Below are 26,130 nucleotides of genomic sequence, written 5' to 3' on the forward strand. Positions count from 1 at the left end.
TCTCAATTGCCCAACCGATCACGCAAGGCATAATACAGCATACCCATCACTAAGCCGGGATATCGCAGCCAGGTACCACCTGGAAAGCTCGGGGTAGGGTAGCGTGCCAGGGCATCAAAACCTCGACTGTCACCATGGATGGCATCGTCAATTAGCTTTCCGGCCAGGGTGGCCAGCGCAATGCCGTGGCCGGAATACCCTTGGGCTACATAGATTTTCTTATTCAAACATTGGAAATGGGGCATCCGATTTAGGGTAATGGCAAGCGTTCCCCCCCAACCGTGCTCCAGGCGAACGTCTTTAAGCTGGGGAAATATTTCCAGCATATAAGAACGCACAAAGCTTTTAATGTCTGCAGGAAAGCGGGAAGAGTAATTTTCCCCGCCGCCAAACAACAGGCGATGGTCCGGTGTGGTGCGAAAATAATTGATCACAAACTTGGAGTCAGCCACCGCCACATTATCGCGAATAAGCTCGCGAGCTTTGGCCTCACCAAGGGGTTCGGTAGTCACAATAAAGTTGTTAATGGGCATGATTTTGCCTGCCACTTTGGGCAGAAGACCGCCCAAGTAACCATTACATCCCACCACCAGATGTTTGGCGCGTACCTTACCCTGGGCCGTTTCCACTATAACGCCATCGGCAGACTCCTTGATGGCGGTGGCGCGACTATGCTCACATAAACGTGCCCCGGCAAGCTGTGCCTCCTTTGCAATACCCAGGGTCAGGTTAAGTGGATGCAAATGACCGGCGCGCATATCCAACTCCGCGCCGTGATAGCGCTCGGTGGCGAGCATGCTGCGAAGCTCATCTTTGTCCACAAAACGCACATCCTGATAGTGATACTCGCCATTAAGTTTGGCTACATTGGCGCGCATTTCTTCGGCATGGCTGGGTTTAAAGGCGGTATGCAATATGCCGGGAACGAAGTCACAGTCTATCTGGTGGCGGTCGATAAGGTCACGGACCAAGTCCACCGAGTCCAACGCCAATTGCCAAAGCTGCTGGGCAAGCTCAAGGCCACCTTTATTTTCCAGCGTGGCCTGATCTAATCGCTGACCTGGGCTGACCTGACCGCCATTGCGACCCGATGCACCAAAACCAATATCCTGTGCTTCCAGCAATATCACCTTCAGCCCCCGCCGGGCGCTATGGTAGGCACTGGATACACCGGTAAGGCCCCCCCCGATAATGCAAATGTCGGCAGACTCATCGCCATCGAGAGCCGGGCAACTAAGACGTAAATTGCGACTATGCTGATAATACTGTGAAGATTTTTCTTCCATCTCGGCCGGTTGGCATATTGTTATATGATGAGAAGTACCATAGCATATCGAATAATTATTCGAAATCTTATCCCGGCCGAAAATTCTGCCATCACAGGCAGTTGCGCATTCGGCGTCAAAACCCTAAAAGAAAAAACAGGTGAAATATGGAAGATGTCAAAAAATGGCTAACCAACCGTCGCATCTCAGAAGTGGAATGCCTGGTGCCAGACATCACTGGAAATGCCCGTGGAAAATTCATTCCCGCCAAGAAGTTTATTAAGCAGGAAAGTCGCCTGCCGGAAAGTATCCTGATCCAGACGGTGACGGGCGAGTACACCAGTGAGCATTACGAGATTGTCAGCGAAACTGATAGTGATATGTTCCTGGAGCCGGATGTTAGTACCATCCGCGAAGTACCCTGGGCCGATGAGCGCACGGCGCTGATTATTCATGATTGCTACCTGGCCAGCGGCCAGCCCCATCCTTTGTCTACCCGAAATGTGTTGAAAAAGGTATTGGAGCTGTATCAGACCAAAAATCTGACGCCAGTGGTGGCGCCCGAAGTGGAATTTTTCCTGGTCGCACAAAATACCGATCCTGATTACGAGCTGACCCCACCGGTGGGCCGTTCCGGGCGCCGCGAATCGGCACGCCAAAGTTACAGTATCGACGCAGTAAACGAATTCGAGAAAATCATCGATCAGATGTATGACTACTGCGAGAAAATGGAGTTGGGCATAGATACCCTGATCCACGAATCCGGTGCAGCGCAGTTCGAGGTCAACTTCCTGCATGGTGATCCGCTTAAACTCGCCGATGAAGTTTTCCTGTTTAAACGGGTGGTAAGGGAAATCGCACTTTCCAACGGCGTATATGCCACTTTTATGGCTAAACCCATGCGCCGTGAGCCTGGAAGTTCAATGCATATTCATCAGTCACTGGTGGATAGCAAAACCGGCTTAAATGCCTTTGCCACCAAAGAAGGCAAATACTCCTCTTTATTTTTCAGTTACATCGCCGGGCTGCAAAAATATGGTCCCAGCGCACTGCCTTTCTTTGCCCCAAATGTAAATTCCTATCGCCGCTTCGCGCCCGATAACTCTGCACCCATTAATTTTGACTGGGGTTATGATAACCGTACCACTGGTCTGAGAGTGCCGGAGAGTACACCTGATGGTTTCCGGGTAGAGAACCGCTTGCCTGGCTCTGATGCCAACCCTTATCTGGCCTTTGCTGCCACACTGGCATGCGGCTATCTGGGTATTACCGAAAAGCTTCAGGCTGCACAGGCCAATGAGGGCAATGCCTACACGCAGGAAATTACATTGGCGCGGAATCTGGAAGAGTCTCTGCGGCTGCTGAATAAATGCGAGCCTTTATGCAATATTCTGGGGGCAGACTTCGCGTATGCATACAGCGCGGTCAAGCGTAATGAGTATGAAGCTTTTAATGAAGTGATCAGCTCTTGGGAGCGGGAATTCTTGTTGTTGAGTGTTTAAGTAACGAACAGGTGACAAGTAAAAAGTGACAAGGGAGCTCAGCACTTGTCACTTATCACACTTTACTTGTCACTCACTTTTTTACATCTGTGACTGCAGATAATTAGGCAGACCAATCATCTTAATCAGGCCCAGCTGTTTCTCCAGCCAATAGGCGTGATCCATTTCTGTATCGCTTAACAGGGTCAACAGCATATCGCGGGTGACATAATCCTTTTCCTTCTCTGTCAGGGCAATAGTGTCCTTCAGCATCTTTTGCACCGCGTATTCCACCTTGAGATCGTTTTCAAGCATAGATGGCACATCGTTGCCGACGGCGAGGCCATCACGTTTACTCAAATCCGGGGTACCTTCTAAGAACAGGATCCGTTCAATTAATGCGGCGGCATGGCCTTTTTCATCGTCGAACTCATGATCGATACGCTCAAAGAGCTTATTCAATCCCCAATCCTGATACATGCGGGAATGAATAAAGTATTGATCCATGGCGGTGAGTTCGTTGGCCAGCAATTTGTTCAATGCAGCGATGATCTTGGCGTTACCTTTCATCAGAGGCTCCAAGTGAAAAAAAGTGATAGAAAGTATAGGTTAATCGCATAAGACTGTCATTTAGTCCTTTTAAATCAACATATTATATAATGCTAACCATTCTCGTTCAGACTCTTTTGCAGCGGTAGTGTTTTACCTCTTCGACAGACCACACTAAAGCCAAAGGGAATTTATCCGCGGTTCTTAGGGGCTAAATGTTTGGTTTCTGTTCGTTCTGCTGGATTAGTGAGCGAACGGTGCAGCAAACCCAGATTATTTGTTTATTCGGCTTGCGTAGCCAAAAGCGCTATGTATAATACGCCACATCTTGAGACGGGGCAGCGAAGAAGCCCGGAATCGAGGAAAGACTTCAGACGCGGGATGGAGCAGCCTGGTAGCTCGTTGGGCTCATAACCCAAAGGTCGTCGGTTCAAATCCGGCTCCCGCAACCACATAGAAACCCCGGTAAATCAAAGATTTATCGGGGTTTTTTCTTTTCCAGCTAGAAAAATTACAAGAGTAATTTTTTGGCACTATGGGGCAATCGCTCCTCATTTATTCAGCCTTTCAAGGGGTTACACCAAGGACAGGGTGCGGCGTGAGCAGACCTTAATATCAGGGGAGAAGGTCAGGGTATCAGTTGATCTGTTAAGCGTCAGATGGTGAGTGGCCAAAGTGCTTTTTAAAGCTATTCGAAAAATACGCCAAACTCTCGAATCCGCAGGCATAGGCAACTTCCGATATGGACAGGTTGCCTTGTTGAAGCAATGCTTGTGCTTTTGCCATCCGGGCTGTGGCCAACAATTTGGCTGGGGTATTAGACATCTCTTTTTTACAGCGCCTTATCAACGTATCTCTCGACATATTTAATTTATTGGCAAGTTGTTCGACGCTAAATCTGGGGTCGCTGAAGTTTTGGCGTACTATCTGATCGAATCTTCCTGAGAAGCTGGCTCTGTGTTCAGTTTCATTCAGCGCTTCATTTTGCAACGTGGTCCGCACTAGCTTACGGGCGTTGATTTGCGCATTAACACGTACAATCAACTCAGAGGTATCAAAGGGTTTAGTGAGATAATCGTCAGCACCTACACTAAAGCCCTCTACGATTTCTCTCTTAGTGGCTTTGGCGGTGAGTAAAATTAGTGGGATTGTTCGTGTAGTTTGATTTTCTTTTAGCGCTTTAGCCAATTCTAAGCCTGTCATTTTGGGCATGTTGACGTCACTTATGATGAGGTCGGGCAATTCCTTCAAGGCAATAGCTAAGCCCTGTTCGCCGTTGCTGGCTTGTAAAATGCGATAGCTTGCGGATAGACGAAGACTCATAAATGTTAGCAACTCTTGATTGTCATCAATAATCAACAGTGTCGTTAAGTCAATGCCTGCTTTCGAGCCGTCTTGTATGTCATTGGAAATGGTTGTAAGTGCGCTATTTGTATCTAGGGATTGAGGTGATCGATGCGCGATTGACGCATTGACGATTGAGACTTCATCTATCATTTGCGACTTGTCAAAATGAGCATGGCCTCGTAAAAGCGTTAATCTGAAATGGCAATTATCAGGCGTGTCCATCAAACAGGCTTCGCCGCGATGCAACAGCATGATTTCTTTCACTAACGACAGTCCGATGCCGGTGCCTGGTGTACTGATATTTTGTGAATGCTGGTCTTGATAAAAACGTTCAAACACCTTGTCTTTTGCTTCTTTGCTTATTCCCCGGCCATTGTCGATAACGTCGATATGAATCAGGTCCTGCTGATAATGTAGCTCTACTTGTATGGATGTCTGCTCACCGCTGTATTTAATCGCATTGGACAATAAATTTGATACACATTTTTCAATTTGGTCTAAGTCAAACCACGCAAGCAGTGGCTCGTCGCAACCAAAAACGCTGATGGTCTGTTGTTGCTGAGAAGCCCAGGATTCAAAACGAGATGCAGTGTTGCGCAATAGTTCAGCAAGATCGTACTGGCCGATTCGAAGTGGCAATTTGCCTGCTTCAAGTCGGTTTAAATCCAGTACCTGACCAACCAGCGCGAGCATTTTGTTGGCATTATTTAAGGCGGTGCTGGCAAGATAATTTACATCTTCAGAAAGCTGTTCTTTATGCTCTTTTAACAGCAGTTCCAATGGACCTATGGTCAAGGTGAGCGGGGTTCTGAATTCATGTGAAACATTGCCGAAGAAGCGATCTTTTAGGAGCTGCTGTTGCTTTAATTGCTCGACTTTTTCATTCACCTCCTGTGTTCGCATCGCGACCTTTTCTTCCAATGCCAGATTATCGGCGAGTAAAGCCTTGGTCCGCCAACGTTGGATAAACCATGCGAACAAGCTGATCAGCACAAGAGCAAATAGTGTAAAGCTTATTAGTGCCAGTGTACTGAGGTACCATGGCGCAAGTTTGTGCATTGTTACTTCTGCGGTGTTAATTCTCGCCCAGGGATCACGGGCCTGGATCTGGAAACGAAAGTCACCGCTACCCTGAAATCCGATGTCTCGATAGGTTTCGCGTGTCCATGACGTCCAGGGCTCATCTTTATCATTGTCTGCGTCAGCATGGATGAGTCTGGAGCGATACATCATTGGTTTGCTGCCAGCATTATTACTGGATGAAAAATGGATTCTTATATAAGAGGATTTACTGGCAATATCTTTCAAAAGGTGCAAACGTCCGGCGTTTTCTTGCCCCCCAATTACCCTTAATGCCAGAGGTGTTTCGTTCTCATCGCTGGCACTCACATTGAGTGGCGCTACAGGCGGGAATTGAGAGGCTGCTTTAAGGTCCACACGATAGATTTCTGCTTTGTCTCTGACAAACCAAGCGATCGCATCATCACTGACATGGAGTGCTTCCATCCCGCCTTCAGTAAATGCATCGAACACATGAGAGTGTCTATGCCAATTTCCTTTATCATCGCCTGCAAAAAGGCCGCTCTTGCCATCCACCCTATACCAAATCGTTTTTGCAAAAGATGCACTTGCAGGCACTTCAATCAAACGGTCGATGACGTCAGCATTGGCAAAAACAGGATCTGAAAATATAGGATGGCGGGCCTGGATCAGCTGATCATCCTGCCATTCGAACAACTCGCCAGCGCTACTGATTACGACTTGATTATCGACAATGAATAATTCAACCGGACCAGAACCCAATCCTTTGGATCGATCGATTTTCAAAAGGTTTTGTTGCCACTGATGATTTGCTTCATCACTGGATCGTAATCGGAGTTCCTGTACAGCCTCGGTGGCGTTTTTAATAATGTAAACGGTTCCTAAACTTGACCCCAACCAGACATCACTGCCATCCACTTGCAGGCTGATGAACTCTTCAGCTGGCAAAGGAAACTGAAACACCTGCCATTCATTCACAGAGTGAAGGTCATGTTGCAGATAAAAAAGTCCATCACTGCTACTGACAAAGTAGTCGCCCTGCTTTTCGGCTTCTTTGATAATTCTACCTAAACCGACAGAAGCTAATTGTGTCGTCTTAACGGCTTTGCTTCCGTCTTGATTTAACTCAAGGGCGTATATTCCTCCCCATCCTGCTTTAATCATGCGCTGACCATCAATTTCAAAATCAACGCTGGCATTTAGATCCGGATGGATCAGACCAAAGGCTTTGGGCGTATATGCACCTGACTGCGCCTGCAATAAGTAGCTACCATTGCCTGTGATCATCATGCCAAAAGGGGTGTCTTTGATTCTGAGTATCTCAGTCGAGGTAGTGCCAGCTTTGAATTGACTAATGACATTCGGTGCGGTCATTTTTACTACATTGGGAATACCCGTCAGCCATATATTGCCTTGATAATCTTGCTTCACTGAAAGGACAGTATTCATGCCAAGATTATCTTGCTCCTGATAATGCATTAGGACTGAAAAATCACTCGATAGTATGTATAAGCCCGAATGGGCAGTACCTACATAATAGCGCCCGTCATTTGCTCTTATGGCGTCATAAAATTGTGTGTTAACACCCAAATCATCAGGTCCCACCCGAAGCACCAGTTGTTGGTTTTGATAGGTAAAAATACCGTGTTCCTCTGTCACGATAAGCAAACCTTGTGCATCAATGGGTAAGATTTCCATCACTCTTGCCGCTAACGGTAGCGCTATCGGCAGAGCCGATGTGTGGAAACGTAAATCAGGTCCGTCGAGTGTCACCGCGAGTTGATAAATATTACTAAGATGCCTGGGTTTAAACAGGAATTGACCACCAACCTCGAAGATTTTATGTTTGCTTGGCTGCGCATTTTCGACGTCATACACCGCCTTACCATCATAAAAAAAGGTATGCCGGGTGGCGGAAAAGACGACGCCCCGTTCATTGGAAGCCACTGACCAAATTTCGCCAAAGTTACGGTCTTTAAGCGCGCTGCTTTGCAATAAGCTTTCGTATTGCATGCGCCCAGAATCATTCAGCTTGAGCCTTAACAAGTCATTGGTCGTGCCAAAATAAATCTCATCCCGCCACTCGCTGAATGCTCGAACGGGGCTTCTCTGATGTGTTGTAAGATTGCGCCAATATTCCCCGTCCCACTGGGAAATGCCGTTAGTATGGCCGACATAAACATGGCCACTTTTGCTGTGTATGGAGGTCCAGTTCTGAGAATGTCCGCCGTGTTCTTTTGGCGAAAAAATGCGACTTAAAGGAAGGCCGACGTTTTCAAACTCGTTAGCTTGAGGAGGGATATTTTCGCTGGCGACCAACGTATTGCTATTAACTGAGATCGACAGTAAAAAAAGTAAAATGAGCCTTGAAGCAAAGCGCATTATTGCCGCAGGCGAGTCCAGACTTCTGTTAACAAAATCACGCGTAGATGAGAACAACGTAAAGTTCTATTTGCGACAATCCTTGGTTACTTCTCAGTCTATATGATTTTCGATTAGAACATCCACATTTGCTTTATGTTGCAAAGGGCTAGGGTTAAATGCCGCCTTCAACGGTTGTCATTGGTGAACAGCTCAAGTGCCCGAGCAGGTGCGATTAAACGGAGTTTATCGAATCTGACAGCCTCCTACAGGTAACGCCAACGGCGCTTTTTTAAGTTGCAACAAATTCACAAACAATTGCGGAAAAATCACAATACGACTTTGCAAGGCCTGCACTAGATTCACTCCATAAAGTGTTTGTCAGAATCTCATCTGGCAATCAAGTTTGAATGGAGAGAATGGATCATGCTTCGGATAAACTATCAGACTTTTACTGACTTGCTTATAACAGTGAGCAACACCTTAACGTCCATAGGACGAGCGGCGTTTCTCTGTCTTGCCTTACTTTTCTCAAGTCTTGTTACCAGCCAGGAAAATCAGGGATTTCAGCTGGACACTTCACAATTTGGCACCTGGGGACAACCCTCGGTCGAGATTAACAACGACATACTGGATGCATTCGCACAAAGTGGCCTTGACCATCTTTTGCTCGCAGCGTCGCTCGAGCTGGAATCGGTTGCGCAAAACGGCGTGCCTTCCCTGAATGAGCTCAAGAACTTAAGTAATGGCAATCCGCAGCAACAGGCAGAACTGGTGCTCGCGCAAATAAGCCGGATGCATGAACTGTTTAAAGAGGTCAATCTGGTACCCCTTAAAAACCTGCTGGACAAAGCGCTACAAGGTAATACGGAGAAAACCTTCGCCATTACTCACCCGGTTGGCCGTATTGTATTTAAATTCAAACCTGTGGACCCGACAAACCCATTAGAAAAGTCGTTATTGAATATCTGTGCAATGTACGCAGGACCAGCTGGTACACGCTTAACACTGGGTTTAGGTAATGGCAACCAATTGTGTGATAACCCGGCGAAGCGTTTTTATAATCCAACCCGTGGTGACACCTTATTTATGGATATCGCGTTAGATACCGCGCATATTCAGATGCGTTCACCGCTTAGCGTCAACGACATTTTGGGACCAAGTATTGAAGCCGCCGGTTACGTTAAATTAGCAGAAAACCATTGGACACAACTGCGTATTGCCGGCAGTGATCCCGAATCTCTCACCGTTGATGTGATGGCGACGCTCGGACTAAAAGCGGGCGTACAGGCTAAGTTGCAAGCCGAAGTCGAGGGTACAGGATCACTTGGTTTCAGTGTTAAACCCCTTCAAGCCTTTATTTTAGTTGATGAAATTCGAACTATTTTAGAGACACATCTGGACCCATTAAACCCGCAAACCAGCTTATCTCCCGAGTTTGCCGCGTTAGCTTTTATCGAAATTCTTAACCATATTCGGTCAAGAGGGGGCGCGCCGGAAGATGAAATAGGTCGGGTTTTCCTTGAGTTCGCCGTCGATGCCAGTGTAGGTGTTGGTGTTTTAGATACGGGTATTAATCTGGCATCCATTGGTGGGGCTGCAAAGCTTGACCTGCCATTGGATGCGGCACTTGATTTGACCGCAGACCGTATATCAGAACTGCTTTTGTATTCGATGGATATGGCCGAACTGTCGCGAAAAATCATGTCACAGCTCGCAGAAGGGAAAATTGTCGAAAACATCGATAACAATATGGCTGAGGTCGCAACCATTGTCGGCGGTAAAATTTCCAGCGATTTATTAGATTACATTGAGGCCTTTGAAGGGATTAACTACAACCAAGTACTGGGATTATACCTCTTTGGCGATATCGGCCAGGCGGCAGGTCAAACCGTTCCGGTCTTCGAGTTTCAGTTCGATGTACCTCTGGGCAAGATGGTGGCCGATGGCATCATTGCCGGCAACAAAACGCAAGTCATTGCAGAGACCTACCAAGGCGCCATAAAAATGGTCAGTAGCATTGCGTCTCATGCGCTGGCGATGAACGTCGATCCGCAAACGGGAACAAGTTTGCTGTCTGATTTTAACGATAACGTCAGGTTTGCCTACGACACCGCGGTGGCGTTCAGAGACCCCTTGGTGCCCTTATGGGGTGAGATGGCCAATGCGGTACTTGACCCTGTCACCGTGTCCTTTGAGTTAATGATGATCCCGCAAACACTTACCCGGCTCGCGGTAGAAGACATTTCTGTAGGGCATTTCTCACGTGCCATGTTTCAGGGCTATGACCTCAGTAATCTGATTCTGGATAAAGCCTTTAAGGCGGTCTCACAACAGGATGTGTCTATCTTGTTGAATTTTTTCCGCGACGACTTAGTGAATGAGCTAAAACAAGACGCACTGGAACAATTGGTGTTCTTCCTGCAAACCGTCAAAGTGGCAGCTCGCACCGGCATTGGTGCCAGTGGTACCGTTGGTGCAGAAGTCGCTGCCGGTATTGGGGGAAGTATTGCCTTTGAAACAGAATTTAAGCTAAGCCCAATATTGCTGGCCTTCTCAAAAGAGAACTACAACGAAAAGCCCAATACTGACTTATTCAAATTTGATATCCCCGTTACCCTTAGCGGCAGTGGCGGTGTGTCCCTGGGTGAGGCCGTCGAGTTTATGGCTGAGGGCGGTTTTGAAGTTGGCAAATCGCTTTTTGGCGTCACCTGGAAAGAGTGGGGCGATAACTTACCTGCCAGCGCCGGTCTGACGGTCGCAGGCTTTGAAGTGCTGTTTTTTGATGGTTATGTCGATCCCATCTCTGGTTATACCATCGGTGAAGGCTGGCTTGTACTGCCCATGGGCGGGCTGGTTAAGGCGTCGTTTACCTTAGATGCCTCTGGTAGGGTCGTTACCGGTACCTGGAGCGGAATGATGGAGCTTGGCCCCATCGCCACACTAACCTTCTTTACCGGTGTACTCGATAATGATGGCCTGCGCGGTCAAACCAATGTAGCGATTGCTGGCAGTAGTTTTAATGTGGACTTCTTACTGCGCTCAGATGGTCTGCTATTTGGTCATTTGATGGGTAACCTCACCGTCAATAATTACACATTGGCCGCACTGGATTTGCATTTAACACCCAATGGTACCTTTGCCGGCTCTGGCTTGTTGCGGTTTGGCCAGCATTCAATCGATTCGATGATCGATTTGCGCATTGATAATCAGCTCTATGCCAAGATCTATGGTGATGTGAATTTGGGTGGTGTGCAATCGACTGTCGATTTCACCCTGGATAACACCGGCCTTAACGGTACTGCCGATGTTGAGATTTTTGGTCAGATGGTTCAATTTGATATTGTGACCAAAGCAGACCTAAGCATCACAGGTACCGGAACTTCTTCTTTTATTGCTCCCTGGGGTTTCGGTTTTGATGCCAACTGGCAACTGGTCTCTGACGGAAATAGTACAGATATTGTTGGCCAAGGGACGACAACCATTCTTGGCTCTACGTTCACCTCACAACAGCTAAAAATTTCCTCTGGCAACGAACCCATTGCCAAATTTAGCGGGACCCTGAATATCGCTGGACAGCAATTGTCCATTTCCGAGTTAAGTTACCAAAATAATCTGTTACGCGGATTCACTGAACTGGCGATAGGCGATCAGCCTGCGGTACAGGTAGAAATAACTGTTGCAAACACGCAGGTGACCGGGCGATTACTATCCGACCTTGTGCTGTATGGAATGCCCCATGCCAACGTTGAATTAATCTTCTCGGATAAAATCTATATCCGCTCTTTGATCACGGGAGAAATCATTGGGTCATTGGAAGATGCGATTAGAGCCTCTGTGTTGGCCTCGCTTGAGGGGGCGTTGCTTATCATCAGCGAAGCAAACAAAACCATTGATGAATTGGAAAAGAAAATCGCTGAGCTCGACGTGAAAATTGTCGACAGAAAAGCACAAGTGGTGAAAGAGCGTGAAGAGGCGATTAAAGCATTGCATGATGCCGAGGAAATCGCACAAGCCACATTGAATGAGCTGAACAAAGTGCTGCAAGATATGGCGCAAGTGAGATTGGCCTTTGCTAGTCAACTCAATATCGCCATTAATGCCTCAAGGTTAGCGCAAAGCGGCTTATCCGCCGCACAACGCGAAGTGAACAGAATCAGGGATGCAATTGCTGCCCTGGACAATTGGTACAGCAGGCTAAGCGACTGGGATAAATTCTGGTCTCGGGGGGCTTATTTAGTCGCCCGAGGTAGCTTAGTTGAAGCCCTTAAGGTCGCCAACGGCGTATTAGCCACAGCCCAGTCAACCTTGAGTATTGCCAATGCGACCCTGGCAGAGGTGCAAAGACAGATTGAAAACGAGTTGGGCCCCTTACGTGTCATAAAAGAAGCAAGAGAAATTGCGCTTACAGCCGCCTCTTTGGCCGTGACTAATGCAAGAAATACATTACTGGCTATTGCCAGCGATCCCAATAATGATGTGATTGTCATCGGCCTGGTTACCGAGCGCACCGTCGCATTGGGTGTGATATCGACCACCCGATTGCTCTTAAAAACCACCTCTGAAACCGTCGGCGCAGCGCAGTGGTTGTTTGATTATGTTGATCAAAACATCGATGACCTAAGCAACTTTGTCGAAATTACTCGCGTGCAGATGGATTCCACCTTGGATAGGGTGACCGTTGGCACTGTGATGGTACAGATTGACTTCAGGATTGGCGGTGTCGCCAGAAGCATCAGGACCGAAATAGACTTGAGATATCCGCAAGTTTCATTGCAGAAACTCCTTGATGAGGCCTCAGAACTTGCCGTACCAGAATTACATCCCGAGCCATTGGAAGAAGGCGAAGAGCCAGAAACGGGGTGGAACGACAATCTACCACCAACCTCTTTTGCGGCCGTGCCAGGTGGATGGAGTAATCAGGATGTGGCAATAGTAGTGACTGCTTTTGATTCAGAGTCAGGTGTGGCATCCATCAGCTATGCGGTCAGCGGTGCAAATGCCAAAGCCTTAACCGTCGTAAGTGGCACAACGGCAACCATTGCACTGACACAATCGGGTGAAAGTGTCATAACCTGGTTTGCAACCGACTATGCCGGCAATGTGGAAGACGAACAAACGGCTGTCATCAGCATTGATAAGACTGGTCCCGTAGCCACTATCAACGCACAGTCAGAATGGACCAACCAGCCAGTCGAGGTGTCATTGCATGCAACCGATGATTTTTCCGGCGTACAAAGCCTGAACATCAATACCCAGGGCGCATTTGTCTCTGGCGCGTTCAATCAATCCGGTGATAGTGGCAGCATTAGCATTTTCACCGAAGGTGAAACCCGCGTTCAACTATCGGCGACCGATAATGCGGGCAACACAGGCGCAACAGTAGAGTCAACCATTCGCATTGACAGAACCGAGCCAGAGCTCAACATTGAAGCCCCAGAGGGCTGGTCGATGGCGAATGCCGGAATAGTATTTGATGCAAGCGATGCACTCTCTGGCGTTGCCAGTATTATGGTGCGTGCAGAGGGCGCTGGCGCATTCAGTAGCGTGGCTCTCACTGGTGATCGCTTAAATATCGACAGTGAAGGTGTCACCACTATCTATGCCTATGCAACAGATAAAGCCGGTAACCAATCGTCAGAGAAATCCGTCACTGTCTATATTGACAGAACACCACCAAGCGTAACCTTGTCTGCAGCGGATAGCTGGCAAAACAGCGCCGTTTCTGTGGCTATTGACGCTCAGGACAACGCGGGTGGTTCAGGTATGCAGTGGTTAGAAGTCATTGCAACTATTGGCGATTCAAGCCTCAACTATATGGTCGACGGAACAACCACCCAACTGCCAGTAACCGCAGAAGGTATTACGTCAATCACCATTGTACCCGTTGATGCCGCTGGAAACAGAGGCGCGCCAGCCTCTGTGGTTGTGAAGATTGATTTAACCAAACCAGACATTACCTTTGATGGCGACAGAAATTATGATGTTGCAGAGCAAGTGGTTGTTGGTTGCAGTGCTGTTGACAACTTATCAGGGCTTGCCGCTAATGATTGTGCGAACAGCCCACTGGTCAATGCTCCCGCTTATACATTCCTGGTGGGCACGCATCCCGTATCCGCTTCGGCCACGGACCTTGCTGGAAATCGCACAGATGCTGCCAGCGAGTTTGAAGTTTCGGTCAGTTTTTCTGGAATGAGTGCCTTGATTCAACGCTTCGTTTCACACCCAGGTACACAGAACAGTTTGACGGCGAAACTGAATGCGGCGCAACGCGGAAATGGCCAATCCCACGCTAATAATTTACGCGCATTAATCCGGGAATTGGAAGCATTGCGGGGCAAAAGCCATATCTCTGATGAACATGCAAACGTGTTGATTAGGCTTACGAAAAACCTGATCGATGCAGCGCCGTAAGGAGAGGATTATGAGTACTTTAAACTGACAATAACTCGTACAAGCCAGTTAGCTTGATTACCTGTGCCCTTGTAAGAAGCCCTGTTTAGTCAATTACTTGCAGGGCCTTTTTACTTTCCGTCTATGTTAATGTATGCACGAAATGTGATTTTTTGCTGCAAAGCGCTGAAATGACAATTTATGTTAAGTCAATGTTGCATCGGGACTTTCAACTCAGGCGCCGGTTGACTATTTATTATCAGGTCTTATAATTCGCGTCACCAGATGGCGAACTCCCTCGTAGAAAGCAACGCCTGAAATGGGGACATTGATTGTTTCACTTCACCCTGATGTAACAGGGGAGTCCCGACAAGTATTTTGACGCAGGTGGTGGTCATGTACCCAATCGGCGTCTTTAAGCATGTTGAACCATGCCCAGATATGAAAGCCCCGCTAGAACGGGGCTTTTTGTTAGTTCTCGCCATGTAAGCATGGCAAATCTGGAGGGTGTCAGAAAGGTAATATTAAGGCAATGTTCTTAATCTACTCTGTTACCTATCCGGGGCGAACAGTAAAGAAAAGATCCAGTGGGTCTTTTTGTCATCCTCTCTGGGCTTTTTGCCCTTTTTTTGTTTTTGGAGTCTGGTTTTGTCAAAGCTGGAACAAACACTGACAGATATGTTGGCCCCGGCGGTTGAAGCCCTGGGGTTTGAGCTGCTGGGCATTGAGTTTATTCGTGCCGGAAAGCACTCGACGCTACGAGTTTATATTGACCATGCAGATGGTATCACGGTGGAAAATTGCGCCGATGTCAGCCATCAGGTCAGCGCGGTGTTGGATGTGGAAGATCCCATCAGTACCGAATATAACCTCGAAGTCTCGTCGCCCGGCATGGACAGGCCGCTGTTTAAGGAAAGTCACTTTCAAGCTGTCGTTGGACAGATGGTGACGGTAAAACTGCGCCTGCCCATAAACAACAGACGCAATTTTAAAGGCACGTTGCTGCAAGTTGAAAGCGGTAACGCAACGGTTGAAGTGGATGGCCAATCTTTTGTACTGGCTATCGACAACGTTGAAAAGGCCAATGTCGTACCAAGTTTCGAATAAGAAACTGGTTGATCCGACCCACAAGGTCAATAACGCAACAGGATTGGACGTATTTTAGTGAGGCAACAGGGCAATGAATAAAGAAATTCTATTAGTGGCTGAAGCGGTATCCAACGAAAAGCAAGTGCCCCGCGAAAAGATTTTCGAGGCTTTGGAATATGCCATCGCCAGCGCCACCAAAAAGAAAAACGAAGGTGAAATCGAAGTACGCGTAAGCATTCATCGCGACACCGGTGATTTCGATACCTTCCGTCGCTGGAGAGTGATCCCCGATGATCAGCCACAAGAAAATCCTTTTGCCGAAATGACCCTGTCTGCGGCGCAAATCGACGAGCCTGAGATTCAAGTAGGTGACTGGGTTGAAGAGCAGATTGAATCTATCGCCTTTGACCGTATCACTACCCAAACTGCCAAGCAGGTCATCGTGCAGAAAGTACGTGAAGCCGAGCGCGCGCAGGTAATGGCCGAATATGAAGACCGTGTCGGCGAGTTGGTAACTGGCACAGTTAAGAAAGTTAACCGTGACAATATCATTGTTGACCTTGGCAACAATGCTGAAGGTGTGATTTACCGTGAAGATATGCTGCCCCGTGAGACGTTCCGCCCAGGCGATCGTGTACGTGGTTTGCTGTATGTGATCAAGCCCGAGGCACGCGGCGCCCAGCTGTTTATCAGCCGCACGCACCCCGACATGCTGGTGGAATTGTTCCGTATCGAAGTACCGGAAATTGCCGAGGAAGTATTAGAAATCCGTGCCGCCGCCCGTGACCCGGGTTCGCGCGCCAAGATTGCCGTGAAGACCAATGACAAACGTCTTGATCCTGTCGGTGCTTGCGTTGGTATGCGTGGTTCTCGTGTTCAAGCCGTATCCGGTGAACTGGGTGGCGAGCGTGTGGATATCGTCCTTTATGATGAAAACCCCGCACAGTTCGTGATTAATGCCATGGCCCCGGCCGAAGTGGCGTCCATCGTCGTAGACGAAGATAACCGTACTATGGATGTGGCGGTAGAGGCCGACAACCTGGCTCAGGCCATCGGCCGTAGTGGTCAAAACGTGCGCCTGGCCAGTCAGTTGACCGGGTGGGAATTGAACGTGATGACAGTTGAAGCTCTGTCAGCCAAGCACGAAGAAGAAAACGCCAAGGTATTGCAGCGCTTTGTTAAGGGCCTGGATATCGACGAAGACTTCGCTTCTGTGCTGGTGGATGAAGGTTTCACAACCCTGGAAGAAATTGCCTACGTGCCTGCCGGTGAACTGCTTGCCATTGAAGGTCTGGACGATGACATGGTGGAAGAGCTGCGTAATCGCGCTCGTGCTGCCCTGACAACGCAGGCACTGGCCAACGAAGAGTCCCTGGAAGGCGCCGAGCCTAAAGAAGAGCTGCTAAACCTGGCCGGTATGGACAAACACGTAGCCTTCCTGTTGGCGGCTCGTGGTGTTTGTGACCTGGAAGGCCTGGCCGAACAGGGCGTAGATGATATTAGTGATATAGAAGGACTGGGCGAAGAGAAAGCGGGGGAGCTGATTATGGCTGCCCGTAATATCGTCTGGTTTAATGAAGAATAAGGTCGCGGGAGGAGTATAAATGGCAGAAGTATCCATCGAGAAGCTTGCCTCAGATATCGGTACATCGGTTGACAAACTGGTGCAGCAATTTGCCGATGCCGGTATCAGTAAAGGGCCCAGCGACCAAGTCAACGAAGACGAGAAACGCACGTTGCTGGACCACTTGAGTCGTCAGCACGGCGGTGCCGGCACAGCTGAACCGACACGTATGACGCTAAAGCGTCGCACGACCAGCACCCTGAATATCAATCAGGCGGGCAAGTCCAAGTCCATCAAAGTGGAAGTGCGTAAAAAGCGTACCTACGTGAAGCGCTCTGAAACGGAAGAAGCGAAGATCGCAGAAGAAGAAGCACAGCGTCGCGCAGAAGAAGAAAAGGCATTGGCAGAGGCCAAGCGTCAGGCAGAAGAAGCAGCCAAGCGCGCCGCCGAAGAAAGGGCTCGCATGGAAGCAGAAGCCAAAGCCCGTGCCGAAGCTGAAAAGGCCGAGCGCGAGCGTCGCGAGGCAGAAGCCAAGGCTAAAGAGCCTGAGCTGACAGAGGAAGAAAAGGCTGAGCGCGAGAAAGTGCGCCAGGAAGCTGAAGCCCTGCGTCTTCAACAGGAAGAGGAAGCCAAGCGTAAACTGGAAAAAGACGCCAAAAAAGCGCAGGAAAAAGCACGCAAATTAGCGGAAGAAAATGAGCGTCGCTGGAAAGAGGAAGACGAGCGTCGTCGTCGTCGTGAAGCAGAGGAAGTACATCTGCATTCCAACCGCTATGCACAGGAAGCGGAAGACGAAGAAGATATTCAATTCGAACGCGGCGGTCGCCGTCGCAAGTCGAAGAAAAAGAAAAATGCGGGTTCTGAGCTTATGCATGGCTTTAACAAGCCCGCGCAACCGGTGGAGCGAGTGGTTAAATTAGGTGAGACCATTACTGTTGGCGAATTAGCCAACAAACTAGCCATCAAGGCTACCGAAGTCATTAAGACCATGATGAAAATGGGCGAAATGGCTACTATCAACCAGGTCCTGGATCAAGATACCGCAATTCTGGTTATCGAAGAAATGGGCCACAAATACGAGCTGGTCAACGACAACGCCCTTGAAGACGAATTGATGGCTGAGGATATCAGCTCCGAGAAGACCTCTCGTGCGCCGGTGGTGACCATCATGGGTCACGTCGACCATGGTAAGACCTCACTGCTGGACTATATTCGTCGCGCCAAGGTGGCGGCGGGTGAAGCCGGTGGTATTACCCAGCATATCGGTGCGTATAGTGTGCAGACCGATCGCGGTCAGATCACTTTCCTGGATACACCTGGACACGCGGCCTTTACCGCCATGCGTGCCCGTGGCGCGACGGCGACGGATATCGTTATCCTGGTCGTGGCTGCCGATGACGGTGTAATGCCTCAGACTAAAGAGGCGGTGCAGCATGCCAAAGCAGCGGGTGTACCTCTGATTGTTGCTGTGAACAAGATGGACAAAGAAAGCGCTGATCCGGATCGGGTCAAGACTGAGCTGTCCAAGATTGACGTTATCTCTGAAGAGTGGGGCGGTGAGCACCAGTTCGTTCCGGTATCGGCGAAAACCGGTATGGGTATTGATAATCTTCTGGATGCCATTTCCGTTCAGGCCGAAGTACTTGAACTGAAAGCCATACCTAAAGGACCAGCCAAGGGACTCGTGATCGAATCGCGTCTGGATAAGGGCCGTGGTCCGGTGGCAACCGTATTGGTTCAGCAAGGTGAATTGAAGAGCGGCGATATCCTGCTTTGTGGTTTTGAATACGGCCGTGTTCGTGCGATGCGCGACGAGCTGGGTCACGAAGTGAAAGTCGCTGGTCCTTCTACACCAGTGGAAATTCTCGGTTTGTCCGGTGTACCGGCTGCCGGTGATGATGCCCGTGTGGTGCAGGATGAGCGTAAAGCCCGTGAAGTAGCAAACCAGCGCCGCATTAAGCAGCGCGAGTTGAAACTGGCCAAGCAGCAAAAATCTAAACTGGAAAACATGTTCGCCAACATGGAATCCGGCGATGTGCATGAGCTCAACGTGGTGCTTAAAGCTGACGTACAGGGCTCTGTGGAAGCCATCAGCGACTCTCTGCTGAAACTGTCTACCGATGAAGTTAAAGTGAACATCGTGGGTAGCGGCGTAGGTGGGATCACTGAGACTGATGCCAGCCTGGCAGCTGCCTCTGGTGCCATTTTGGTTGGCTTTAACGTGCGTGCTGATGCCAGTGCCCGTAAAGTTGTGGAAAGCGAAGAAATTGATCTGCGCTACTACAGCGTCATCTATGACCTGTTGGATGAAGTGAAAGCAGCCATGAGTGGTATGCTGGCACCTGAATTCCGTCAGCAAATCATCGGTCTTGCTGAGGTGCGTGATGTATTCCGTTCACCCAAGATCGGCGCAATCGCCGGCTGTATGGTGACCGAGGGTATTGTTAAACGTAGTGCGCCAATCCGCGTACTGCGTGACAACGTGGTTATCTTCGAAGGCGAGCTGGAATCACTGCGTCGCTTTAAAGACGATGTCAGCGAAGTGCGTAACGGCATGGAGTGTGGTATCGGCGTTCGCAACTATAATGATGTGAAAGTCGGCGACCAGATCGAAGTGTTTGAAACCATCGAGGTTAAACGCGAGATCTAAGTCTTAGGCGGTCCGCCCGGACTGCCCTGTGAGATAGGTAACGGAGGCTGCGGCCTCCGTTGCTGTCTTAGCTGTCTCCAATAAGGGTAAAGCAATGGCAAGAGAATTTTCACGCACCGAGCGAGTCGGTCAACAAATCCACAAAGAAGTCGCCAGTATCCTGCAGCAGGAAATCAAGCATCGTGAGCCGCGCTTGGGTCTCGTAACGGTATCCGGTGCAGAAGTGTCCCGCGACCTCTCCTACGCCAAGGTGTTTGTTACTTTCTATGAAAATGACGAAGAGAAGATCAAGGCGCAGTTGCAGTTACTGGATGACAACAAAGGTTTCGTCAGAACCCTGCTTTCCAAGCGTATGAGCATGCGTACGGTACCGGCCATACGCTTTGTGCGTGACCAGTCCATTACCGAGGGGATGCGTATCTCCAACCTGGTGACAGAGACGGTCAATAAGGACAAAGAAAGGGCCAAACAAGCCGGCCGCGAAGAAAACGGCGAGGACTAGGGTGGCTAAGTCTCGCAAAGGCCGTCAGATTGACGGCATTTTTTTATTAAATAAAGGCCTGGGAGTCTCTTCTAACCATGCGCTGCAGCAGGTTAGACGCCTGTTTAATGCCAGTAAGGGCGGCCATACTGGTGCGTTGGATCCCCTGGCTACCGGCATGTTGCCTATTTGCCTGGGGGAAGCTACTAAGTTTTCGCAGTTTCTGTTGGATGCCGACAAAAAATACAGCGTAACGGCGAAGCTAGGCATTCGCACCACCACCTCAGATGCCGATGGCGAGGTGGTGGAAAGTCGCCCTGTCGCGGTGACAGAGGCGCAATTGCTAAATGCAATAGACAGCTTCAAAGGCCAGAGCAAACAAGTGCCGTCCATGTTCTCGGCGCTTAAGTATCAAGGCAAACCCCTTTATCATTATGCCCGTCAGGGAATAGATGTGCCCCGTGAAGCCAGGGATATCGAAATCTTCAGTATTCGTATGTCGCGCTTTGCCGGCGATGAAGTGGCTATGGAGGTGCATTGCAGTAAGGGCACCTATATCCGTTCATTGGTGGACGACTTAGGTCAGATGCTCGGTTGTGGTGCCTATGTAAGTCGTTTGGATCGCACTGCGGTGGCAGATTATCCCGTCGAGCGGATGATGACCATCGAGGCGCTGCAAGCTTTTGCTGAACAGCACAAAAGTGGTGAGGAGATAGATTGGTCTGCGTTGGATGCCCTTCTGCTACCCATGGATACGGCGGTGGCCAGTTTACCCAGCTGCCAGGTGCCGGTTGAGAAGCTTTCCTATTTCAGTAACGGGAATCCGGTGCAAACAGCATGTTGCCAAGCGCCAGGACAGGTTCGTGCCTATGCCGTTGATACTGGCACTTTTTTAGGTGTTGCGGAATTGGACAGCGAGAGCCGCTTGGCGCCAAAGCGCCTGGTCGTGGGTGCCAGATAGTCTTACCCCGGTAGGCTGAATACTAGTCGCTTGCACTTATTTTTTGCGCCGCTATAATACCGCCTCTTTCGACCCGCTGAATTAGTGATCGGCTGGTCTTTATTTAGGAGAAATGTATGTCACTAACGAAAGAAGAAACCGCAAAAATCATCGCTGATTTCGGTGTGAAAGAAGGCGACACCGGTTCACCAGAAGTACAAGTAGCCCTGTTGACTGCCAATATCAACAAGCTGCAAGGCCACTTCGCTGACCACAAGAAAGATCACCACTCACGTCGTGGTCTGCTGCGTATGGTTAGCCAGCGTCGTAGCATGCTGGACTACCTGAAAGGTAAGAGCAACGATCGTTACGTTGCGCTGATCCAGCGTCTTGGTCTGCGTCGCTAATAGCGCCACACACCAAATCAAAAAGGCACCTTGAGGTGCCTTTTTTGTGTCTGCGTAATAGCGATTTATCAGTGCCCCTTCTTGCGGGTCACATTGTCTAAGTAGCCCATGGCAAAGGCCGATGCCACAAAGGTCATATGGATAATGACGTACCAAAGCATTTTGCTGTTATCGATTTTTTCCACATTCATAAACACCTTTAGCAGGTGAATTGATGATATGGCCACAATCGAGGCTGCTACCTTATTTTTTAACGAGCCAGCATCTAACTTGCCTAACCAATCCAGCTTGTCTCCGCCGCCGTCAATATCTAATCGCGATACGAAGTTCTCATAGCCTGAGAACATCACCATAATGATTAAGCCTCCGACTAAGGCCAGATCGATCAGGGAAAGGATCACCAATACCAAATCCGCTTCTTTCATGCTCAGGATGGTGGGTACCAGATGAAAGACTTCCTGAAAGAATTTGATGCCAAGCGCAAGCATGGCAAAGCTTAAGCCAAAGTAGATGGGCGCCATTATCCATCTTGAGGCGTAAATCATATTTTCGATAATGCGTTCCATAATGCAGATTGGCCCTTACAGCAAAACTAAAGGGCCAATTATCGGGCGTCAGGCGCAATTTGCAATCTTTGCCGCTAACAGCTAACGGCAAAATAATCCTAGTAACAGCCCTGGCAGGTCGTCTTGTCTTTTAACCACTGGCTGAGGGCTTCAATGGATAAGGGTTTGGCGTACAAATACCCCTGGCCTATTGTGCAGCCAGCCTGACGCAGGAATTGGCATTGGGCCTCATTTTCCACCCCTTCCGCCACCACTTGCAGGTTCAGCGCTTTGGCCATGGCAAGAATTGCTTGGGCTATCTGGCCGTCCTCACCGTTATCAGGCAGTTCTTTGATAAAGCAGCGATCAATTTTCAGGGTATCCAGAGGCAAGCGGCGCAGATAGGCAAGGGATGAATAGCCGGTGCCAAAATCATCGATAGACAGGCGCAGACCGATATTGCGCAGTTTGGTTAGCAAACGCAGGGTGCTGTCGGCCTCTTCGGGGATTAGACAGCTTTCAGTTATCTCCAACTCTATCCTCTCTGGGGGGATGGCGTAATGATCCAAGGTAGCGCATAAACGCTGACAAAAATCCGGTGCGGTGAGTTGTACACTGGAGACATTTACTGACACCGGCACATCAGATAACTTGCCCTGTTGCATGTCCTTGCACACCTGACTTAGTACCTGATCGCCAAGAATACCGATCAGTCCCAGTTTTTCCGCCAGAGGAATAAATTCTGCCGGGGATACCTGCCCTAATTCGCTGTCATGCCAGCGCACCAGGGCTTCCAGTCCGACTAGTGCGTTGTCACAAAGGGAAACTTTGGGTTGGTAGTGAACCTGCAGGCGTCTTTGCTGCAGGGCTAGTCTTAAACCTTGCTCCATTTTCAGTTCATCGGCCGTTTGCTGACCGGTGTGGGACTGATAAAAGCAATACTGATTACGGCCACCGCCTTTGGCTTCATACATGGCCAAATCGGCATGCTTAATCAGTTGTTCAGCGCATTGGCCATCCTTAGGATACAAGCTGATGCCAATACTGGTGGTCAGGAAAAAGTCCTGATCTTTTAGGCGAATTGGATCTTCAAACTGGGCCACCAGGCGTCTGGCCAGGGTATCCAATTGTTCTACCTGTTCGATTTCCGGGATCAGAATAGTGAATTCATCGCCGCCGATACGGGCCACCGATTCCCCTTCACGTACGGTTTGTTTCAAGCGCCTGGCCACTTCAGACAGGGCTTGATCGCCGGCCTGATGCCCGAGCGTGTCGTTGATACGTTTGAACAGATCTAAATCCAAAAACATCACCGCCATTTTATGATGATGTCGATGGGCATTGGCGATGGCTAACTGCAAGCGGTCCATAAACATGCGGCGGTTGGCCAGACCGGTCAGTTCGTCGATATAGGCCAGTTGGTGGATTTGTTTCTCATGCTGCTTGCGCTCGCTGATATCGCTGAAGATACCGGCAAACTGGCTGATTTCGCCATTTTCGCCGCGAATGGCCGTGATTGACAGCCACTGAGGATAAATCTGACCATCTTTGCGTTTGTTCCAGATCTCTCCCTGCCAATGTCCCTGGCTAAGCAGGGTTTGCCACAGGCTCTGGTAAAAGGACTTATCGTGCAATCCGGATTTAAGCAAATCGGTGCGCCGGCCAATGGCTTCTTCGGGGGCGTAGCCGGTAAGCAGGGTGAAGCTGGGATTGACCGATTCAATCACGCCATGCACATCGGTGATCATAATGCCATGCAATGACGCATCAATGACTTTCTGCGCCAGGCGCAGGTAATCGGTAGAGGTGCGCAGGGCGGCATCCCGGGCTTCCAGTGCTTGCTTTAATTGCTCAACATAAAGGTGTTCAACATTGGAGAGAATATCGCTGAAAGAGAGCAAGCCAATCAGTCGCTCCTGATCATCGCATACCGCCAGATGACGGAATTTGATTTCTTTGAGCAAATCCACTGCCTGCAGCAAGCTGCAATCCTTATGCACTGTGACCAAGGGGTGTACAGCAACGTCGCCCAGATTTACTTCACCTTGCTCTTTGGCTATCACGGTAACCAAATCACGTTCGGTAATGATGCCGGGTGGCTTGCCGGTAAACTCAATAATCGCGGCATCCACCTGATGCACCTGCATGGCCCTGACACCGTCGGCCAGGGGTAAGGTTGCGCTTAGAAACAGTGGGCGTTTGTTGATGCTGGAGCCCACATCACGAAGCTTTAAGTAAAACTCGATGCGCTGCTGGCGCAGAATATCGGTCTGGGTCAGGATCCCCAGAGGCCGTTTTTGCTTATCTACCACTAACAAGCGGCGGATGCGCTTTTGCAGCATCAGTCCGGCGGCATCGTTTAATCCCATATCCTGATCTATATGGATGACCGATGGCGTCATAAAGTCTTTGATTGGACGCTCAAAGCTATGGGTATCGCGATAATCGATTTTTTTAGCATCGCCTTCTGACCAAATCCCTAAAATGTCATGTCCCTGTTTGATCAGAATGCAGCTTACGTGATGGCTTCGCATTAGCGCCGCCACTTGCTGCAATGGCATATCCGGTGGACAGGTGACCAGATTTCGACTGGCCAGCTCTGCTACCTTGGGCTCTTGATAGTTATTGGGTATGGAAAAGGTCGGTACTGCTGACATGATAGTGATACTGCAACTATGGTGAGCGCTAGTGTAGTAAAAAGATCAAATAAGCTTTTTGATCCAACACAAGTTCAATGTTTACCGTTGGTAATTGGTACCACGCTACCTTTGAGGCATTATAGAGCCCAGGTTTTGCTCGTGTTTTTCTTAATGGACGGCTCTCTCCAATCTTTTTTATCCATATTTGGGATATTTCTTCGTCTCGGGCTCACCAGCTTCGGCGGACCGGTTGCCCATATCGGATATTTTCACCAGGCACTAGTGATTGAAAGGCGCTGGTTGGATGACCAGCGCTTTGCCGAGTTATTAGCCCTGTGTCAGTTTATGCCAGGGCCGGCCAGTAGCCAGTTGGGCTTTGCCATCGGTCTTGAAAAAGGCGGGTTGTCAGGTGGTCTGGCTGCCTGGTTGGGATTTACCCTGCCATCGGCGCTACTGATGTTAATCTTTGCTTGGTTATCGCTCTCCATCGACGCATTTGCAGAGAACGGATTGCATGGTTTAGTGGTCGCGGCGGTGGCCGTGGTGACATTGGCCGTTTGGCAGATGGGGCAAAAGCTATGTGAAACCTGGCCCAAGCGCGGGATAGCCTTGCTGTCTGCTTTACTGATGCTCAACCTGGCCGGTCTGTACGCACAAATCGCTGTCATTTTAATAGGCGCCGTTTTGGGTGGCTTGTGGTTAAAGCCCGCTGCCTCAACTGCTCGGGTCGGTCAATCCGGCGTTAACCCTGTTCCACCTGGTACAGCTAAAGTCGCTGCCGCCTTATTTGCCGCTTTGCTGTTATTCAGTCTTGCTCCCCTTGGGGCTACGTGGCCATTGGTCGCACAACTAGCCGATTTGTATCGAAGCGGTGCCTTGGTCTTTGGCGGTGGTCATGTGGTATTACCTTTACTAGAGAGTGAGTTTGTTCAAAGCGCGCGACTAAGTGAGCAAAGTTTTATGACCGGTTATGGTGCGGCACAGGCGCTGCCTGGGCCCTTGTTTTCCTTTGCCGCTTACCTTGGTGCAATGTCATCAGTCCTACCCGGCGGGTTTTTGGGGGCGTTACTGGGCGGTTTATGTGCGCTACTGGCAATATTTTTGCCTGGGTTGCTGCTGGTCATCGTTGCCATGCCTCTTTGGCAACGCTTGCAACATCATAAGGGGTTGAATGGCATCCTGGCTGGCGTCAATGCGGCGGTGGTTGGACTGCTTGGCGCAGCGCTTTATGATCCACTTTGGCTGCACGGCATCTTGGGCTGGTCGGATGTTCTGTTGGCTTTGGCCGCTTTCCTGGCTTTGCTGTCCAAGAAAGTGCCTGTCGTTTGGGTGGTACTGATAACCGGGGTGATACCCTTAGCTTTCGGACAATGAGAAG

General features: G+C 49.4%; 14 protein-coding genes and 1 tRNA gene. 10 read left to right on the top strand and 5 right to left on the bottom strand.

The annotated features are described in order from the left end of the window. Positions 1 to 2: 2 nt before the first annotated feature. A complete protein-coding gene (locus tag P2G88_RS02200) occupies positions 3 to 1,286 on the bottom strand; it encodes an FAD-binding oxidoreductase (protein ID WP_275793998.1) in 1,284 nt (427 codons plus the stop codon). A 146-nt stretch (positions 1,287 to 1,432) separates the two neighbouring features. Here P2G88_RS02200 and P2G88_RS02205 point away from each other — a divergent pair, with 146 nt between their 5' ends. Beyond that, positions 1,433 to 2,767, top strand: a complete 1,335-nt coding sequence (locus P2G88_RS02205; RefSeq protein ID WP_275793999.1) for a glutamine synthetase family protein — start codon at positions 1,433 to 1,435, stop codon at positions 2,765 to 2,767. An 81-nt stretch (positions 2,768 to 2,848) separates the two neighbouring features. On the opposite strand, the gene bfr is transcribed toward P2G88_RS02205, so the two are convergent. After that, positions 2,849 to 3,316 carry a bacterioferritin gene (bfr, locus tag P2G88_RS02210; RefSeq protein ID WP_275794000.1) on the bottom strand — a complete coding sequence of 156 codons (468 nt, stop codon included), beginning with the start codon at positions 3,314 to 3,316 and terminating at the stop codon, positions 2,849 to 2,851. A gap of 354 nt (positions 3,317 to 3,670) precedes the next feature. Here bfr and P2G88_RS02215 point away from each other — a divergent pair. After that, a tRNA-Met gene (locus P2G88_RS02215) sits at positions 3,671 to 3,747 on the top strand. Positions 3,748 to 3,943: 196 nt separating this feature from the next. Here the strand turns inward: P2G88_RS02215 and P2G88_RS02220 are convergent. After that, positions 3,944 to 8,065, bottom strand: coding sequence for a response regulator (locus P2G88_RS02220; protein WP_275794002.1), 4,122 nt, complete (start codon positions 8,063 to 8,065; stop codon positions 3,944 to 3,946). A gap of 405 nt (positions 8,066 to 8,470) precedes the next feature. Here P2G88_RS02220 and P2G88_RS02225 point away from each other — a divergent pair, with 405 nt between their 5' ends. From P2G88_RS02225 to rpsO, 7 genes are all read left to right on the top strand, one after another. After that, complete coding sequence (locus P2G88_RS02225; protein WP_275794003.1) at positions 8,471 to 14,458, top strand: hypothetical protein; 5,988 nt, start codon at positions 8,471 to 8,473, stop codon at positions 14,456 to 14,458. A 627-nt stretch (positions 14,459 to 15,085) separates the two neighbouring features. After that, on the top strand, positions 15,086 to 15,544 hold the full coding sequence (rimP, locus tag P2G88_RS02230) for a ribosome maturation factor RimP (protein WP_275794004.1): 459 nt from the start codon (positions 15,086 to 15,088) through the stop codon (positions 15,542 to 15,544). Between the two features lie 73 nt (positions 15,545 to 15,617). Continuing rightward, positions 15,618 to 17,111, top strand: a complete 1,494-nt coding sequence (gene nusA, locus P2G88_RS02235; protein ID WP_275794005.1) for a transcription termination factor NusA — start codon at positions 15,618 to 15,620, stop codon at positions 17,109 to 17,111. Between the two features lie 19 nt (positions 17,112 to 17,130). Further along, positions 17,131 to 19,740, top strand: a complete 2,610-nt coding sequence (gene infB / locus P2G88_RS02240; RefSeq protein ID WP_275794006.1) for a translation initiation factor IF-2 — start codon at positions 17,131 to 17,133, stop codon at positions 19,738 to 19,740. A gap of 94 nt (positions 19,741 to 19,834) precedes the next feature. Continuing rightward, complete coding sequence (gene rbfA / locus P2G88_RS02245; protein ID WP_275794007.1) at positions 19,835 to 20,242, top strand: 30S ribosome-binding factor RbfA; 408 nt, start codon at positions 19,835 to 19,837, stop codon at positions 20,240 to 20,242. 1 nt (position 20,243) lies between these two features. Further along, positions 20,244 to 21,182: a tRNA pseudouridine(55) synthase TruB gene (truB, locus tag P2G88_RS02250; RefSeq protein ID WP_275794008.1), complete on the top strand. Its 939-nt coding sequence runs from the start codon at positions 20,244 to 20,246 to the stop codon at positions 21,180 to 21,182. Positions 21,183 to 21,298: 116 nt separating this feature from the next. Continuing rightward, positions 21,299 to 21,568 (top strand): 30S ribosomal protein S15, encoded by a 270-nt coding sequence (gene rpsO, locus P2G88_RS02255; RefSeq protein WP_275794009.1) that lies wholly within the window; start codon positions 21,299 to 21,301, stop codon positions 21,566 to 21,568. A gap of 68 nt (positions 21,569 to 21,636) precedes the next feature. Here rpsO and P2G88_RS02260 read toward each other — a convergent pair whose 3' ends face one another. After that, positions 21,637 to 22,134, bottom strand: coding sequence for a TIGR00645 family protein (locus P2G88_RS02260; protein ID WP_275794010.1), 498 nt, complete (start codon positions 22,132 to 22,134; stop codon positions 21,637 to 21,639). Between the two features lie 98 nt (positions 22,135 to 22,232). Further along, on the bottom strand, positions 22,233 to 24,770 hold the full coding sequence (locus tag P2G88_RS02265) for an EAL domain-containing protein (RefSeq protein WP_275794011.1): 2,538 nt from the start codon (positions 24,768 to 24,770) through the stop codon (positions 22,233 to 22,235). A gap of 141 nt (positions 24,771 to 24,911) precedes the next feature. On the opposite strand from P2G88_RS02265, the gene chrA reads away from it, so the two are divergent. Beyond that, on the top strand, positions 24,912 to 26,126 hold the full coding sequence (chrA, locus tag P2G88_RS02270) for a chromate efflux transporter (RefSeq protein ID WP_275794013.1): 1,215 nt from the start codon (positions 24,912 to 24,914) through the stop codon (positions 26,124 to 26,126). Positions 26,127 to 26,130 lie beyond the last annotated feature (4 nt).

Source organism: Aliiglaciecola sp. CAU 1673 (assembly GCF_029223185.1).
Classification (GTDB): Bacteria; Pseudomonadota; Gammaproteobacteria; order Enterobacterales; family Alteromonadaceae; genus Bowmanella.

Coding starts and splice junctions, on each gene's coding strand:
- P2G88_RS02225 (WP_275794003.1), top strand. CDS start 8,471: ATGCTTCGGATAAACTATCAGACTTTTACTGACTTGCTTATAACAGTG.
- P2G88_RS02220 (WP_275794002.1), bottom strand. CDS start 8,065: ATGCGCTTTGCTTCAAGGCTCATTTTACTTTTTTTACTGTCGATCTCA.
- P2G88_RS02200 (WP_275793998.1), bottom strand. CDS start 1,286: ATGGAAGAAAAATCTTCACAGTATTATCAGCATAGTCGCAATTTACGT.
- nusA (WP_275794005.1), top strand. CDS start 15,618: ATGAATAAAGAAATTCTATTAGTGGCTGAAGCGGTATCCAACGAAAAG.
- rpsO (WP_275794009.1), top strand. CDS start 21,299: ATGTCACTAACGAAAGAAGAAACCGCAAAAATCATCGCTGATTTCGGT.
- bfr (WP_275794000.1), bottom strand. CDS start 3,316: ATGAAAGGTAACGCCAAGATCATCGCTGCATTGAACAAATTGCTGGCC.
- P2G88_RS02205 (WP_275793999.1), top strand. CDS start 1,433: ATGGAAGATGTCAAAAAATGGCTAACCAACCGTCGCATCTCAGAAGTG.
- P2G88_RS02265 (WP_275794011.1), bottom strand. CDS start 24,770: ATGTCAGCAGTACCGACCTTTTCCATACCCAATAACTATCAAGAGCCC.
- infB (WP_275794006.1), top strand. CDS start 17,131: ATGGCAGAAGTATCCATCGAGAAGCTTGCCTCAGATATCGGTACATCG.
- rbfA (WP_275794007.1), top strand. CDS start 19,835: ATGGCAAGAGAATTTTCACGCACCGAGCGAGTCGGTCAACAAATCCAC.
- P2G88_RS02260 (WP_275794010.1), bottom strand. CDS start 22,134: ATGGAACGCATTATCGAAAATATGATTTACGCCTCAAGATGGATAATG.